The organism is Azonexus sp. GW821-FHT04F04, from assembly GCF_059420025.1.
The window spans coordinates 180,535-195,126 of record NZ_JBWKSX010000005.1; the positions used below are offsets into that span (position 1 = coordinate 180,535).

A 14,592-nucleotide genomic window follows, 5' to 3' on the forward strand; every position below is an offset into this window, starting at 1 on the left:
ATGGACAACCGCGACCGGTTCAACGCCACGCTGGCCGCAATCGTCATCGCGGCGCTGATCGTTTCCGGCATCGCCCCCTTCGACCGGGCGACCTGGGTCATGGAAGTGGCGCCGGTGCTGATCGCCCTGCCGCTCATGATCGCCACGCGCCAAAGCTATCCGCTGACGATGCTGCTCACCGTCCTGATCGGCATCCATGCGCTGGTTCTGATCGGCGGCGGAGCCTACACCTACGCCCGCGTACCGCTCGGTTTCTGGCTGCAGGACCTGCTCGGCACGGTGCGCAACCCCTACGACAAAATCGGCCATTTGCTGCAAGGCTTCGTGCCGGCGATGGTCGCCCGTGAAGTCCTGATCCGCGGCGGTTACGTCGTCGGCCGCCGGATGACCGGCTTTGTGTGCATCTGCATCGCCATGGCGATCAGCGCCAGCTACGAACTCATCGAATGGGCCGCGGCGCTGGCCATGGGTCAGGGCGCTGATGAATTCCTCGGCACCCAGGGCGACCAGTGGGACACCCAATCGGACATGTTCATGGCACTGATCGGCTCAAGCATGGCGATTGCCCTGCTTTCCGGCTGGCATGACCGGCAGCTGGCAAAGCTTTCAAAATTGGGCAAAATTTCCGGTTGACCGTGGAAGTCCACGGCCAGCCATCGCCAGCAACTACATCCCGAGCGATTTGAGGAAATCGGCCTGATCGCTGGCCTCGGTACTCGCCGGCGGCACGGCGGCGGGGCTCGCCGCGTTGGCCTGCTCGATCAGCGCATCCGGATCGGTCTCTTCGCTCTCGAAGTCGTTGAGCTTGATGAACTCGGTACGGTCGATGGCCAGTTCGAGATAAAAGATGTTGTTGCGGCCGGTAAAGAAGGTCACGCGGCGCGCTTCCGGCTTGTCGAGATTGGTATCGACGCTGAGCATGACCTGCTTGGTCAGGGCCAGCATTTTCGGCTGGTTCTGCGTGATGTGCGTCTGCAGCTCGCGCGCCACCTTGCCGGTGAAATCGCCGACGATCTGGTTCATCAGTTCGCCCATGACGTTCGCCACCTCGTCCGAGGTATGCGAACTGGCCAGCTCGTCCTTGGCCATGCCCATGCTCAGCATGTAGCTCTCGTAGAGCTCCATCGCCGCCGCGGCCGAGAAGTTGGTGACGACCAGCCCGGAAAAGCCGCCATCGAACAGCACGAAGCAGCCAATGTCCGGCTTCAGGCAGGTCTTGGTGATGCGCTGGACCATGCCGGAATAGTGAATCTGGCTCTGGGTGGCGATGGTCAACACCTTGGTCACCGAATTGCACAAGCTGCGCAGGATGTCTTCGGTACCGTAAACGACGGGGCTTTCGTGCAGGGTCATGGTTCTTGGTTTTCTGGATAAATGAACAGGGAATGTATATCACGAGCGCGGCCGGACCGCACTCGCCAGAGAGTTAGTTGCACAAAACGGATGGATCGGCTCGCATCAGTCGCTTGTTCATCTTGCCGACACTGGTCTTGACCAATATCTTGACGAAACTGACCTGAAGCAGCACGCCGCTGAGGATTCCAAGACCACCGAAATTGGTAGCATTGGCCGCCAGTGAGGGCATCCCACGGTCAACCGGGAAAAAGCACAAAATTCGAAATCGCTGAATCAGGCCGAAACCCGTCACTCCGTCGATCCTCAGCGCAGATGCTGCTCGGCGACAGCCGACAACTCGACGGACAGCGTCGCCGTGGCGATGCTGCGGCGCATGGCCTCCTTGGCCTCGGTGATACGCCCGTCGGCTTCCAGAGCCAGACCCAGACCTAGCCACCAACGACCTTCGTTGGGCGCCAAACGGGTGGCCCGCTGGTAATGCGTTACAGCCTGGCGATTGACGCCAAGGCGGGATTTGACGTGGCCCTGAAAGCCGGCATAGTCGGCGCTGGCTTCGGCATAAACCTGCGATTTGGCCAGCGTCCGATCAGCCGCCGCAACGTCATGCTGCTCAAGTTGCAGGCGGGCCAGTGACATTGCCCAACCGATCTGCGCCGGCTGGAGTTCGAGACCATCCTGCAGGACCGTCATCGCCTCCTCGATCTTGCGCATTTCGAGCAACTGGCGCAGCAACATCTGGCGCACCTGGACATAGCCGGGGTCCTGCTTGAGCGCGGCTTTCAGACCATCGACAGCCTCGGCGCTGCGCCCTGCCGCCAAGGCATTTTCCGCCTTGCGATATTCGGCATCGGCGCGGTCGCGCGGCGTCGCCAGCACGGGACTTTTCTCGATCTTGACCGGTCCGACAGGTGCCGCCGGCGAAGCGGCAACAGGTGCGGAAACCGGCGCCGGAGCAGTCACCGCCTCGGCTTTGGCCAACGGGGTCGGCGCCAGCGGGACAATGGGGTCTGGCACGGCCAGCACCGGCTCAGCCGGCAAGGGGAGTATGGCCAGATTCGATGCCAGACGCAGATCACTTTCCGCAACGGGCGCCGCGTCAACCGCCGGGCTGGCCACTGCAGTTGGCGCCAGCGCAGGAGGCGGCGGAGGCACGACGGCCGGGACCGGTGCCACGTACTGCACCGTGTCGAGACCAAGCAAGGGCAGCAACTGCCCGTTGGCGTGCAGCACGGCAGCGCCGAGCACCGGCACACCGATCAGCAGCAAGAGCTTCAGCCAGCGCCCGGCACCTGAGGGAGCAGCCGGCAGGGAACGGATTTCACGCTGCAGGTTTTGCCGGGCCGGATCATCGGGGCGCTTGGCCTCGATGTTGCGCAGCATGTCGTTGATCAGGCTCATATCACCACCATCCGGCCGAGGCCGCGCCTTCGGTATCGGCCGCCGCGCGGCGCACATGGCCAGCGCGCACGGCATGTTTTCCCTCGCCGAAAACGGCGAGCAACGACTTGTGGGCGAGAATATTCAGCAAGCGCGGCGTGCCCCGGCTGGCCTTGTGCAGGCAGCGCACGGCGCGTGGCCCGAAAACATCCTCGCCACGGTAACCGGCAACGCGCAGACGATGCGCCAGATAATTGGCCACCTCTTCGCGAGCCAGCCCGCCGATCCGGTAATGAAAGGCAATGCGTTGGAGCAGTTGGCGAACCGACGGTTCGGCCAGCTTGCGATCAAGCTCGGGCTGGCCGAAAAGGACAATCTGCAACAACTTGCGTTTCTCGGTTTCCAGATTCGACAGCAGGCGCAAGGACTCGAGCGTTTCGAGCGGCATCGCCTGCGCCTCGTCGATGCAGACAACAACCTGACGATCCGCTGCCGCGTGTTCAAGCAGCGCCCGATTGACGCTCTGCAACAGGTGATAGTCGTCGCTGTCAGCGCTCACTTCCAGCCCCAACTCCTCGGCCAAAGCCAGTTGCAGGGTGCGCGGTGCCAGATAGGGATTGGGCAGGTAGGCTGAAACGCTGCCCTCGGGCAACGCCTGCAGCAGGCGGCGGCAGAGCAAGGTCTTGCCGGTGCCGACTTCGCCAGTAATCTTGATGAAGCCTTCGCCACTGCTGAGCGCGACGAGCAGCGTATTGAGCGCCTCCTGGTGGCTGCGCGTAATGACGGTGTAACTGGTGTCCGGCGTGATACCGAAGGGCAGTTCGCTCAGGCCGAAATGGTCGAGATACAACGCTGCCTTCCTCCGCTACCGATTATTGCCATTCGAGTTTGCGCTGCTGGCGCGGGTCCAACCCCTGCAGCCGCTCCTGTGTTTCAGCCGAAGCATTGCGCCACGAATTTTCATCACGAATGACCGTCGACCGCATCAGGATGACCAGTTCTCGCTTCTTGTTCGACACGCTCTTCTGGCCGAACAAGGCGCCCAGGCCCGGCACACCACTGATGCCGGGCAGGCCGTAGCGGCTGGTGTTCTGTTCCTGGCTCATCAAGCCGCCAATGGCGACGATGCTGCCATCCTGGACGCGGACGATGCTGTCGGTTTCGTTGAGACTGCTCGAGGCCAGCGGTAGCGTGAAGGTGCCAAGGCTACCAAGATTGACATTCTTCACCTTTTCCTCAACAACGCTGACCGATGGATGAACGTGCAGGATGATGTTGCCCTCCTCGTCAATCTGTGGCGTCACATCGAGCGCAATCCCGGAGAAGAACGGTTGCAATGTGATGTTCGGCGTCACGACATTGCCGGCGGCGCTGGTCGTCGTGTTGGTGCTGATACCGGTCACAAAAAAGTCGTCGGTACCGACCTTGAGTACGGCCTTCTGGTTGTTGGTCGTCGCGATGCGTGGGCTGGACAGCACCTGCACGTCACCCTGCCCTTCGAGGAAGGAAAGCAGCGCAGCAAAATTCTGCGACTGGAAAGCCAGGCCAAAGAACCCTCGGCCGGCGTTAGTCGTACCAATAGAACCGTTGGCCCCGGGCACTGCGCTAACCACCGTCCCTGCTGTAACCCCCGTGGCCGCGCCGCCCAGGGTCGCCGAACCACTCAGTAACGCCCCCGGCGCCAAAGTACCGAAGGCAACCTGGCCACCAAGCAGACCGCCAAACTTGCTCCAGTTGATACCGGTCTGATACGAATCATTCAGCGAGACTTCGATGATCTTCGCCTCAAGCATGACCTGGCGTTCAACCACCAGTTGCGTTGCTTTCAGGTACTCGTCGACCGAACGCAATTCGACTGGCGAAGCCTTGACGAGTACGACGCCCGACCCGGCATTGACGATGACGTTGCGCCCTTCCTGGGAACCAACGATCGAATTGAGTGCCGAGCCGAGATCCTTCCAGAAATCGTAGTCCGAGGTGGTCTGCACGCGCGCGCTGTCGTTGCTCCGCTGCGGCTGGCCACCCGTGGTTCCGGCCGGAATGCTGCCCGCCCCGCTCGAGGCGCCGCTGGTCGTCGACGGCGTGGAGGTAGTCGGCGAACTGCCGGTTACCCGCATGTCGCTCATGCCCTGACGCCGATTGGCCAGATAATTGATCTTGAAAATACGCGTCTGGATGGTGTTCGGCTGAACATAGATCCGGGTGCCCTGGACCCGGTAGTCATAGCCATAGACTTCACGCAGCGTCTCGAGCGCCTCGCGCACCGTCGTACTCTTCAGATTTAGGCTGACCGTGCCCGACAAGTCCGGCGGGAACAGCATGCTGTACTGGGTACCGGAAACCAGGGCATTCAGTACCTGGGCCACCGGAGCATTATTCACAGCCAGATTGAAGCGCGGCTCCGGCTTGGCTGCCACCGGCTGATCAAGCTGCAACGGCGGCACCATGGCCTGGCCGACGACATCGCCCTGTGACCGGGTCGCCTTGCTCGCCGCGGCAGCCCCCAGCTCCTTGTCGACACGTTCGAATGCATCACCCCGACGCGCATGCTGGTTGCTGCATGCACTCAGCACGAGCGCCGACAATCCGATCATCAAAATCTTGCTCATGGCAGACCCTTCACTGGCCCGGATTTCCCCGTCTTGCGGAGCTTGGGCGTTTCAATCATCTGTTTTTCAACGTCGGGAGTCAGGTAAAGATGCGTCACCCCATCTGCCCCCTGCAATACCGCTTCGCGCTCGTTGAGGCGGACCAGCGTCGCCCCGCCGACCCGATCACCCAAGGTAACGGTCTTGCCGCCGATCACGGCAACCGGTCGGCCACCTTGGCGCATCAGCACCGACTGCAAGCGCAAACCGCCGGAACTCTCGCCAGCAGATCGGGCATCATCGACCGGCGCCAGCCAGGCCGCTGGCGGACGGGTCGGATCGGCCGACTGGGCCTGAGCCGAGGTCGTTACAACAAGCAGGACGAGTGCAATCAGCCTCATAGGGTCAACCATGTCTTGTCCGGACTCAGGGTATAAACGGTCAGGGTCATTTCGGACCGCGGGTAATCAATCACGCGATAGCTCAACTGTCCCCAGAGCAGGCGCTGCGGCAATTTTTCGAGCTGGGCCAGATAAGCCTGAAGCTCGCCGTAGCTGCCTTCGAGGCGAATTTCCACACCATGCCGATAAAGGTCAAAGGAGCGCTCGACCGGTTTGCCATCGGTTTCCTTGGCGCCCTCTTTTTCCCGCAGTACGCTTTGCGGCGCCAGCGTTTTCAGGCTGACCAGACGCAAGCCGGAGTGCCGGGCCAGCAGGCGTTCGAGCAGACCATTCATGTCTTCGGGCCGAACCAGCGTCGAGCCTTGTTGGCGTAGTTGTTCATCCAGCTGGCTGCGCTGGGCAATCAGGGCCGCCAGTTCGGCTTTTCTGCCGGCATCCGGATCAACTTTCAATTCCTGTTGCAGGCTGGCCGCCTGCGTCTGCATGGCCGCCAGCGAAGCGCTCTCAGTGGCGATGGTATTCTGCATTGCCTTGCTGCGGCTCCATTGCGGGTCGACAAACAACGCATTGCCGATCAGCAGCGGGCCAAGCACCAGAGCCAGTGCGACAAACAAACGTTCGCGCTGCGACAATGCCGCATATCGGCGGCACAAGCGATTCCATTGCTGGCACAGTGCTTTCATCGCGCCCTCTCCTGCCCGGCGACCAGTTCAGTGCGCAGAGTGAATTCGGTATAACGCGCCGGCACCTTGGGCTTTACGGCGGAGGCAGCTGCCTCGGGCTTTTCGTCGGCCGGATCGACGCCCTTCATGTCGAGCGCGGCAAATCGACGGCCGGCAAAGGCCGGCTCGTCATTGAGCCGATTGATATAGGTCGGCAGCAAGGCCGGATCGAGCAATCGGCCGCGAATCTCGATTTCCTTGTCGGCAAAACCGAAACCGAGCAACCAGACACCTTCAAGGGTCTGTCGGGAAAATCCCTGCAGCAGGCCGGAATACGCGCTTCCCTGCGCCACATCACCTTGAGCGATAACGGCAAGCACTTCCTGGCGCTGGGTAACGGCCAAGCGCGCCGCCGTTATCTGGCGATCCAGCGAGGTGTCTCCCTGGCGAGCGGCAAGAGACTGACCAAGCGACTGAACCTGCTGCTGCGCAGCCAGCAACTGGTTCTTTATTTCGGCTTCATGAGACCTAAGATTCATCGCCTGATTCACACCCAAGGCCGCCAGAATACAGACCAACACAAGGCCAACCAGGGCCGCCCCGGCCACCACCGGCAAGGCCAGCCAGTCAAAACGCGGCCGCAAGGCCGGCAGAATCAGGTTGATCTGCTGGCTCATGCCTTGCTCCTGAGCGCTGCGCCAATAGCGAGCAGACTTTGCGCCTGACGCTCGGCCGAACGCAATTCAGGCAATCCCGCAAAATCGGCCACCGTAGCAAGATCCGCAGCCTGCACCGGCAAATAGAGATTCTCGACAAGCCCGGCAACCGTTCCCGCGCAGTCGAACTCGGAAGCTACCAAGAGGCGCGAAACGGAGATGAAACCGTACTGTCGATCAAAATTATCCAGCGTGCGTTGAAGTTCCAGCGCCAGACGCTCAAGAATTTGTCGGCGCCGCTCTTCATCTGCCGTGGCCAAGGCATTCGAATCGATTTCAATACGCCGCGACAGGAAAAGTTCACCGCCGCAGGTGATGGTCAGCAAGCTGTCGCCCTGGGTCAAGGCAAGGAAAGCCAAGCCACGATTGGGCTCCTCGAAAAGCACGGCAACATTACGTACCGCCATTTCGGGAATATCGATGGCTTCGAGGGGAATCTTTTTTTCGTGAAATAGGGCCATCCGCTCACCGACCACCGAGGCCGGTGCGACGACAGCGAAGACGCTAGCCTGGCGCCCGCCTTCGGTAGGAATGTCGGCGACGGCAATTGCAGCGTCATCAACCGGGAAATCGACTACATCCTTGAGGCGCCAGCGCAAGGCCTGCACCCGCTCTTCGGCCGGCACGGCGGGGGCGTCAATTTGCACCAGCCGGTAATCGTTCTCGCCAAGCAGGACAGCGCAACGGTAACGCTTCAGGCCACGACTCTGGCCAAGACGGGACAAGGCGTCGGTTTCGCTCTTCTCGATGCGAAACGAGTCGCAGAGCTTGATCTCAGGGCGTTTACCAACCGGGCAAATGACATGAGCAAGGTCAATGCGATCGCCATGCCGGACAACCGACATCCACCCCGCCTCGAACTTCACCCCAATATTCGGCCACATTGTCCCGACACCTTAAGTTTTTTCAGAAGGATATCCAGTAACGCGTTATTTTTCAATGGTTTTTTCAATCAATACCGTTCGCGAAAATAGATCACCGGAGAACGTGGACCGCAGACACCAAAACAGGCGCGAGCGGAGGGCGCCGACAAGGTCAGCCAGCTATTCGCGCCGCGCAAAATGGCGCCCGAAATATCGACCAGTCCGGCATTTCCGGCTCCGGGCGCGGTCAAGCGAAACTTCGTATCGCCGGACTGCACTGGCGCGTTGAGCAATGCTGTGGTTTTCGTCGCCACGGTGTTGGTCAATCCGCTGTTGCCGTTGGTCGGCACAGTCAGAAATGTGCAGCTGTCAGCCGAATTCATCGTCCAGCCGGCGGATGTCCAATATTGAAGCTTGATCGGCACACTGAGCGGCAACAATTCGCTGCCGTAGGCATTGGACAGTTGCAAACGACCATCAAGCACGCCTGTCGTACCCAGCTTTCTGGCAGAACACCCAGTCCCACTGCACAGCCCTGCGCTAGCCGCATCCATATCGGCCGCAGCGAGCACAGCCCCAGCATCGGTATCGTTCATGGCTACGCCGATATCGAGCAGCCAGAATGGTCCGCCAGCATTGTTTCTTGTCGCAGCACAGGTCGCAGCCGTCAGCGCAACGGGAGTAGCAGCAGGCATGGAGAATGTGGCCGAGGCGGAATCAGGAACACTGTTGGCGTCAGCGTCATTCAACACAAAAAGACCATTCGACCATTGCCCACTAGCCAAACCACTAATTCGGCTCGCCAGATCGCAGCCTTGGTGCGTAACAGCCTGATCCTCCGCGACCAGCGCAGGATTTACCACCGGGTAGCCGAGTGACTGCGAATAATTGCTGGTCACCGCGCCGCTACCGTTGGTCGCCTGCAAACGATAGGCGATGCCGATGGCGGGCTGGCCCATGTAAGTAAACGGGGTGGGCGCACTGCAAAACTGCAAAATGCTGCCGCCCAAATAGACAAAGCGATCGGGCACGAAGCGCCCGAACCACGCAGAATTAGGAGCCGATGCGCCGGTCTCATTAAGTCCGAAAGAACAGCCGTACTTGCCGCTTGCATCCTTGGCGTTGCTGTAACTTCCAGCCACGCAATCGTTCTTGGTGGCTGCGCTATCGACACTAACCCAATCATCATCGTAAATGCCGCGTTGCGAGGTGGTGTCGGTTGCCGGATCGTAGCCAAGAAAACGGAAATTTCCGACTTCGGAATAAAGAAAGCTTCCGCTCGCCGTCGAACTCGATCCTCCCGATACGGCGTTCGGAAAAGTGCTTGGCGAGATCGCGCCGAGTACCCAAGCTGCTGTATTGGCAGCCATCCCGGTCGTATTGATTTTGGGCTGACCGGTATAACCGCTGGCATTGGCGCTGACCGACAAGGTAAAGCTATCGGTATTTGCCTTGAGTTTCGGGCTACCGGCCAGCGTTGCGTTCGATGCCGACGAGGCGACGCCCGACAACAGGGTCGGACGCACCGCGAAGCCATCAATTGAACAGGCCGTCGTCGTCCCATCGCTGATTACCGCTACCAGCCGGGAATGGGCCGAATTGATGGTGAAGTTGCCGGAGGTCTTGACCCCCTTGTCGCTCGAACTGAAAGTCAGTGACTGGCTGCCGCCGCTGATCGCCGACTTGCCATTGCAGGCATTGGTCGCGCAGGCGCTTGCCCGGCTCGAGTCATCTCCGCACAGGCCATCGCTGTTGTCGACCAACTTGACAGTCACCGTCTTCGTACCGCTCGCCGCATATGTCGTCTGGATTTGGCTGTTGGATAGCGCTGCCAGCTTCAACTTGAAAGGCGTGCCAGCCAGTTTCGTGTATATGTGGCCAGTCAGAAAATTCTGCACCGAACTGGAATAGGCCTCATCGATCGCACTGAATCCCCCTGCCGTCCCACCATCAGGCGGAACGTAATATTGAGCGCATATCCGTACTTCCCCCAATTCGTGGATATTGGTCGAGCCACCGGTAGACCCGGTAAAGGAGAGTTGCCAGTTGGCCGGCACGGGTGCTTGGGTATAGCCGGCAGCACTTGCCGCAGCATAGGCATTGAACGTTGGGACAACCGATGAATAGCTAGCCCCCGACCCTGAGGTATCCCGATTGACTGCGACCCAGGTTTGGCCCAACGCCGAATTTCTGGCATCGACGATGATTTGGTAGTAATGCCCGTAAGCCGGGGAACTTGAACCGGCGTTGTCGACGCCGGGCGTCAAGCTGCCGCTGGTCCCACCGAGGTAGGGATAACCGGTAGTTCCCGAGCCAGAACCACGCACGGCAACACCGTCCCGGATAAAGCCGATTCCACCGACCCGCCCTTCGTTCGGATTGGAAAAATTGCCATACTCGTCCACCGCTACGCCGATCCACCCCCCGGCAAAGCCACTTGCCACGCCGCCGGAGGTCTTCTGGGCGTAACCCAGGGAGCCACCAAATGCGCCAGGAACAGCCGGAACCGTGTAGTCGGAAAGGGCCATCGCGATCCCGTCGGCCCCGCTTCCGTTATAGGCGTAGTGCTTGAACTCAACCGAAATGTAGTTGCCAGCCGCCGGGAAAAAACCGGGGGCCGTCGCTGCCTTGGCATTGTTGCCCGTCCTTTCAGTCAGCCGCAGAATGCCGGTCGAACTATTGATATAAGGCACGATCCCTGTGCTGTCGCTGGTCGACACGATCCAGTTACTGCTGGTGAACATCGGCGAGGGGTTCAGGGAAGTTCGCCCGAAACTATCGCACTGGCAGGTCAGAGTCAGGCCAGCCGGGGTATTGGTCGGCTGCGGGCAACTGTTCGGCACGGTCGCACCGGCTTGACCAATTGCGAAGGCCCCAAACGTCGTCGCCCCGCTCACCATTCGACTGCTTGCCGATGGCGCCGTCGGCGTCAGAACCGACCAGGTTCCTGATGCCTTTTCGCCAACGACAAAGTTGCCCGGCGTCGCCGCGGCATCGACGTCATTCACCCCGCAGTTAGCACTGCCGGAGGCATTGCAATATTGAAATGTGGCGTCGTAGGTATAGAAGGTGGAACTGCCACCGGCGGCCAAAACCCAATAACGGTTGACACTCTTCGCGCTATCTACGCCTGACGTCCCAGCCGTCGTATCTGGATGATCGCCGCCGGTCGTCCCACCGGTGACGGTGCCGCCGAGCGGGCTACTGTGCCAGGGATAGGCAAAGGTGATCGGCGCATAGTTGCTGCTGTCGCCGACATCGAAGATACAGGTGGCGTTATACGACGGCATGGTCAGCCGCTGGTTGCCGTTGATCCACGTCCCGGCAACCCGGCTGATCATGCTGCCACTACAGTTCTTCGGAATAATTACTGCGTTGCTGCCCGTGGTCAGTTTGCCCGCGCTCAGTGTCAAGGTTCCCCAACTACTGTCGCCAACGGTCAGGTCACCGTCGATTACCAGGCCATTGCTGTTGTTGAGGGTTACGTTGCGGAAGGCGGCCGCTGCCGAAATATGCTGCGTTGCGCTGCCATTGAAGGTCCATGTCGTCGAGCCACCACTGAATGACGATAGTGTGCCGTTGATCGTCAAGTCGCCGCCCAGTGTGACCGTGCTCACCGCATCCGTACCCAGCGTTGCACCGCTGTTGATCGTCAGATTGCCGAGAACGACGAAGCTGCTCGACGAAACCGTCTTGGTTCCACCGCTTACGACCAGATTGGGCATCTGGATGTTGTAGTCGTTATAGGACTGGCCACCGCCATCCAGGTATACGGTAGCAACACGGTTCGGCGACCCGCTATTGTTGAAACCGCCGACATTCTGGAACGGATCGCTATCGGTCAGATGGATGACAGCGGCTGATGCGGAATCAAGCGTTAGCGCGTTCCAATTGATATCGAGATAATCGAGAAGTACCGTTCCATTGCCACTCCAAGTCGATGCGCCCTGCAAAACGATTCGACTACTGCTCCCGCCCTGGATGCTGATGGTGCCGCTATTGCTCAAGTTACCGGCCAGGTAGATCGTTCGGCTGTTGCTATCGCCGGAAATTGATCCACCCGAATTCACAGTAAGGCTGCTCAGCGAATTGCTGTTGGTGTTGAGCGTAACGCTATCGCTGCCGCGTACTACTACGGCATCACCCACTGCCGGTGGACCATTGCTACTCCCCGACCCGCAATTCCAGGTATTGCTCGAGCTCCAATTTCCATCGCGACGACTGGTACAAGTTGCACCCGAGGCAGCTGCGGTAGACACCGCCAACAGAAGAAACACCAATAACCGAATCATTCTTCCCCCCGTTCAGCAGTCATATGGCGCGATCACTCTCGCCGGATCCCGGCATTTTTCCAGCGTCACCTCGACCTGCCGCTCGATACCCGGCGCCTTGACGCCGGCAGCAATCGCCAGCGAAACAATGCGGTAGAAACGAAGCTGCCGAGTGCCTTCGGTGGTATCCCAGCTCTGGCAAGTGACCGTCACCGCATGCCCCGGGATGGCCGGCGTGCCATTGACACAGGCCGGCAGCCCGGCGCTCTGGGCATTCGGATCAAGTTGGAACATGCCCCACTCCACACCAGCCCGCGCCGCCTGATAGGCCCTCGCGCCGCCGATATCGGCCGCCTGGTTTACATGTGCTGTTGAAACAACATTGGCGATGACGGCGGCCAGAACTGACATCAGCAGCAGCAGGAAGACCCCGGTGATGATCGAGACACCGCGCTGGTGCCCTGGAAGCGAAGTTCCAGACTTCCACGGTCGACCGGAAAAAACGGGCAAAATTGAAATCATGGCGTATTCAGCACATCGACCTGATGCAGCAGTTCGACCGACTCGCCGTTGCGCGTCAGCGTCAGGCGCAGGACAACCAAGCCGTTGCGCTGGAGAATCGCCGGTGTGTAATTGAAGGCACAGCCGGTAACGTTGTCGGCCAGGAGCGCAGTCACGCCGCCCAGCGCGCCAAAGGCCACGGGCTGCGCGGCGAGAAAACCGTAACCGGAATGCCGGACCAGCGCCGCCCCGGTACATTCATAGGTCACCGGGCCACCAACGATCTGGAAGCGGTTTTGCGGTGAGGTCAGCGGAAACTGCGTGCCAGCCGGGGCAAAAGTGATGTTGTTGAGGCCAACACCGGCGGTCGCCGCCCGCCGGCTGGTGCCTTCATACACATCCGAACCGGGCTGACCCAGGTTGAAAACGACCAGTTGGTCACCAGCCAGAATGGTCACCGGCGGCCCGAGGACATCGAAAGTCGCGTCGGTATTGCTGGCGAAATTCAGAAGGTCGCCGCCCCCCGTGGAATCCAGCTCGACACGGTAACGCCCGGCATCGTGAATCGGCACAAACTCGAGAAAGTTGCTGCCGGAAAGCCGCACGCTGTTGGGTAGTGCCGATTGCAATTCGCGGGCGACCCGGCGCAAGGTGGTATCGGCCGCATCCGACAATTCGGCCCGGTTGCCGGCATCGATGTAGGCATCAACCTGCCCGCGCCCGAACATCGCCACCATCGAAACGATGATGCCGGTGATGACAATCGAAATGATCATCTCGACCAGTGTGAATCCACGGTCAACCCGAAAAAACGGCCGAAAATCAAATGCGCGGCGCATAACGAAAACGATAGCCGGTCAAAGAAAAGGTTTCGGCGCCGCGGGAAACGGTCACCGTCACGCTAAGGGCCGCCGTGTCATCGGCCAGGCCCAGAGCAGTTCCGGCCCGCGCGACGGCAACACTGGCGGTATAGCCTGCCATGGCGTTGCTGCCGGAGGGATCGTCGATATTGGCCCACGAATGAACGCCGTAGTCGGACACGTTGTCGAAAGGCGAAGCAGGCGAAATGCCAAAACGAGTCTCGACACCACTGAATGACGCTGTGGTATTTGTATTTTGAGGACTGACGCAATCGCCGTAAGACTGCGCCGTCGACGCTGCTGGATCATCCGGATCGCACCATGTGAACGGTTGGTGCATGACCTCGTTGAGCAGTGACTCGGTAATGGCGACAAGTTGCTTCGTCAGCATTGGATCGGCGCTGGCCCGGATGGCCGGATTCATCACCGAAACAAGACCGATCACGCCAACACTGACGATGACGATGAACACGATCTGCTCGACCAGCGTGATGCCGCGCTGCAGGGAGGTGCTAATGGACATAGCCCGTTTCCGCCTCAACGGTGATCGTCAGCGCAGCGGGAAGCCCGGAAACATTGATCGACGCAGCCCCACCTGGTCGCCCACCGGCATCAAAGACTACATCGGCTGGCAAGGCGGCGAAGGTAACGCTACCGGTTGCCGTAACGACCAGTGGATTGCCTTCCGGCCCGGATAGCGCGTTGCCAGTCGCACAATTCACAGCTCCATTGGCAGTCGAGATGGCAAAAGTGACACTGGCCGGCGGCGAGGAAAAGCTGGCACAAACCGTCCGCCGACTGGCGATTGCGGATTTCTGGGCGTAGCGCAAACTGGCCACAACGCGGTCACGAAAACCACGTTCGTCAAAACCCGAGTTGCCGTTCCATTTTGGCAATAAAACCGCGGCCAGAATGCCAATGATCACAATGGTCATGACAAGTTCGACCAACGTAAACCCGCGCTGTGACACATTCACCATTTGGGCACTGGCTGCAT

The 14,592-nt window shown here is 60.1% G+C and carries 15 protein-coding genes; 1 reads left to right on the plus strand and 14 read right to left on the minus strand.

Translation table 11 applies throughout. The annotated features are described in order from the left end of the window. Positions 1 to 633 (plus strand): DUF2238 domain-containing protein, encoded by a 633-nt coding sequence (locus AC07TV_RS12205; RefSeq protein ID WP_494648627.1) that lies wholly within the window; start codon positions 1 to 3, stop codon positions 631 to 633. A gap of 33 nt (positions 634 to 666) precedes the next feature. Here AC07TV_RS12205 and AC07TV_RS12210 read toward each other — a convergent pair whose 3' ends face one another. The 14 genes from AC07TV_RS12210 to AC07TV_RS12275 all read right to left on the minus strand — a co-directional run bounded on the left by AC07TV_RS12210 (position 667) and on the right by AC07TV_RS12275 (position 14,575). Next, positions 667 to 1,353 (minus strand): DUF3334 family protein, encoded by a 687-nt coding sequence (locus AC07TV_RS12210; protein WP_494648628.1) that lies wholly within the window; start codon positions 1,351 to 1,353, stop codon positions 667 to 669. 73 nt (positions 1,354 to 1,426) lie between these two features. Continuing rightward, positions 1,427 to 1,585: a hypothetical protein gene (locus tag AC07TV_RS12215; protein ID WP_494648629.1), complete on the minus strand. Its 159-nt coding sequence runs from the start codon at positions 1,583 to 1,585 to the stop codon at positions 1,427 to 1,429. A gap of 74 nt (positions 1,586 to 1,659) precedes the next feature. Then, a complete protein-coding gene (locus AC07TV_RS12220; RefSeq protein ID WP_494648630.1) occupies positions 1,660 to 2,754 on the minus strand; it encodes a tetratricopeptide repeat protein in 1,095 nt (364 codons plus the stop codon). 1 nt (position 2,755) lies between these two features. After that, positions 2,756 to 3,583 carry an ExeA family protein gene (locus tag AC07TV_RS12225; RefSeq protein ID WP_494648631.1) on the minus strand — a complete coding sequence of 276 codons (828 nt, stop codon included), beginning with the start codon at positions 3,581 to 3,583 and terminating at the stop codon, positions 2,756 to 2,758. Between the two features lie 22 nt (positions 3,584 to 3,605). Continuing rightward, positions 3,606 to 5,342, minus strand: a complete 1,737-nt coding sequence (gene mshL, locus AC07TV_RS12230; protein ID WP_494648632.1) for a pilus (MSHA type) biogenesis protein MshL — start codon at positions 5,340 to 5,342, stop codon at positions 3,606 to 3,608. Further along, positions 5,339 to 5,734: a hypothetical protein gene (locus tag AC07TV_RS12235; protein ID WP_494648634.1), complete on the minus strand. Its 396-nt coding sequence runs from the start codon at positions 5,732 to 5,734 to the stop codon at positions 5,339 to 5,341. The genes mshL and AC07TV_RS12235 overlap by 4 nt, the downstream gene beginning before the upstream one ends. Continuing rightward, complete coding sequence (locus AC07TV_RS12240) at positions 5,719 to 6,405, minus strand: hypothetical protein (RefSeq protein WP_494648635.1); 687 nt, start codon at positions 6,403 to 6,405, stop codon at positions 5,719 to 5,721. Before AC07TV_RS12240 ends, AC07TV_RS12235 begins: the two co-directional genes overlap by 16 nt. Further along, positions 6,402 to 7,061, minus strand: coding sequence for a hypothetical protein (locus AC07TV_RS12245; protein ID WP_494648636.1), 660 nt, complete (start codon positions 7,059 to 7,061; stop codon positions 6,402 to 6,404). Before AC07TV_RS12245 ends, AC07TV_RS12240 begins: the two co-directional genes overlap by 4 nt. Next, on the minus strand, positions 7,058 to 7,984 hold the full coding sequence (locus AC07TV_RS12250) for a hypothetical protein (RefSeq protein ID WP_494648637.1): 927 nt from the start codon (positions 7,982 to 7,984) through the stop codon (positions 7,058 to 7,060). The genes AC07TV_RS12245 and AC07TV_RS12250 overlap by 4 nt, the downstream gene beginning before the upstream one ends. 68 nt (positions 7,985 to 8,052) lie before the next feature. Beyond that, the gene (locus tag AC07TV_RS12255; protein WP_494648638.1) at positions 8,053 to 12,111 is read right to left on the minus strand and encodes a hypothetical protein; all 4,059 of its coding nucleotides are present in this window, start codon (positions 12,109 to 12,111) and stop codon (positions 8,053 to 8,055) included. Positions 12,112 to 12,267: 156 nt separating this feature from the next. Further along, a complete protein-coding gene (locus AC07TV_RS12260) occupies positions 12,268 to 12,756 on the minus strand; it encodes a hypothetical protein (protein ID WP_494648639.1) in 489 nt (162 codons plus the stop codon). Further along, positions 12,753 to 13,574 (minus strand): prepilin-type N-terminal cleavage/methylation domain-containing protein, encoded by an 822-nt coding sequence (locus AC07TV_RS12265; RefSeq protein ID WP_494648640.1) that lies wholly within the window; start codon positions 13,572 to 13,574, stop codon positions 12,753 to 12,755. Before AC07TV_RS12265 ends, AC07TV_RS12260 begins: the two co-directional genes overlap by 4 nt. After that, complete coding sequence (locus AC07TV_RS12270) at positions 13,558 to 14,118, minus strand: type IV pilus modification PilV family protein (RefSeq protein ID WP_494648641.1); 561 nt, start codon at positions 14,116 to 14,118, stop codon at positions 13,558 to 13,560. Before AC07TV_RS12270 ends, AC07TV_RS12265 begins: the two co-directional genes overlap by 17 nt. Continuing rightward, positions 14,108 to 14,575 (minus strand): pilus assembly FimT family protein, encoded by a 468-nt coding sequence (locus AC07TV_RS12275; protein ID WP_494648642.1) that lies wholly within the window; start codon positions 14,573 to 14,575, stop codon positions 14,108 to 14,110. The genes AC07TV_RS12270 and AC07TV_RS12275 overlap by 11 nt, the downstream gene beginning before the upstream one ends. Between the last annotated feature and the right edge of the window lie 17 nt (positions 14,576 to 14,592).

Excerpts from the sequence above, each read along its gene's own strand:
- AC07TV_RS12205 (WP_494648627.1), top strand. The coding sequence starts at position 1 with ATGGACAACCGCGACCGGTTCAACGCCACGCTGGCCGCAATCGTCATC.
- AC07TV_RS12210 (WP_494648628.1), bottom strand. The coding sequence starts at position 1,353 with ATGACCCTGCACGAAAGCCCCGTCGTTTACGGTACCGAAGACATCCTG.
- AC07TV_RS12215 (WP_494648629.1), bottom strand. The coding sequence starts at position 1,585 with ATGCCCTCACTGGCGGCCAATGCTACCAATTTCGGTGGTCTTGGAATC.
- AC07TV_RS12220 (WP_494648630.1), bottom strand. The coding sequence starts at position 2,754 with ATGAGCCTGATCAACGACATGCTGCGCAACATCGAGGCCAAGCGCCCC.
- mshL (WP_494648632.1), bottom strand. The coding sequence starts at position 5,342 with ATGAGCAAGATTTTGATGATCGGATTGTCGGCGCTCGTGCTGAGTGCA.
- AC07TV_RS12235 (WP_494648634.1), bottom strand. The coding sequence starts at position 5,734 with ATGGTTGACCCTATGAGGCTGATTGCACTCGTCCTGCTTGTTGTAACG.
- AC07TV_RS12240 (WP_494648635.1), bottom strand. The coding sequence starts at position 6,405 with ATGAAAGCACTGTGCCAGCAATGGAATCGCTTGTGCCGCCGATATGCG.
- AC07TV_RS12245 (WP_494648636.1), bottom strand. The coding sequence starts at position 7,061 with ATGAGCCAGCAGATCAACCTGATTCTGCCGGCCTTGCGGCCGCGTTTT.
- AC07TV_RS12250 (WP_494648637.1), bottom strand. The coding sequence starts at position 7,984 with ATGTGGCCGAATATTGGGGTGAAGTTCGAGGCGGGGTGGATGTCGGTT.
- AC07TV_RS12260 (WP_494648639.1), bottom strand. The coding sequence starts at position 12,756 with ATGATTTCAATTTTGCCCGTTTTTTCCGGTCGACCGTGGAAGTCTGGA.
- AC07TV_RS12265 (WP_494648640.1), bottom strand. The coding sequence starts at position 13,574 with ATGCGCCGCGCATTTGATTTTCGGCCGTTTTTTCGGGTTGACCGTGGA.
- AC07TV_RS12270 (WP_494648641.1), bottom strand. The coding sequence starts at position 14,118 with ATGTCCATTAGCACCTCCCTGCAGCGCGGCATCACGCTGGTCGAGCAG.
- AC07TV_RS12275 (WP_494648642.1), bottom strand. The coding sequence starts at position 14,575 with ATGGTGAATGTGTCACAGCGCGGGTTTACGTTGGTCGAACTTGTCATG.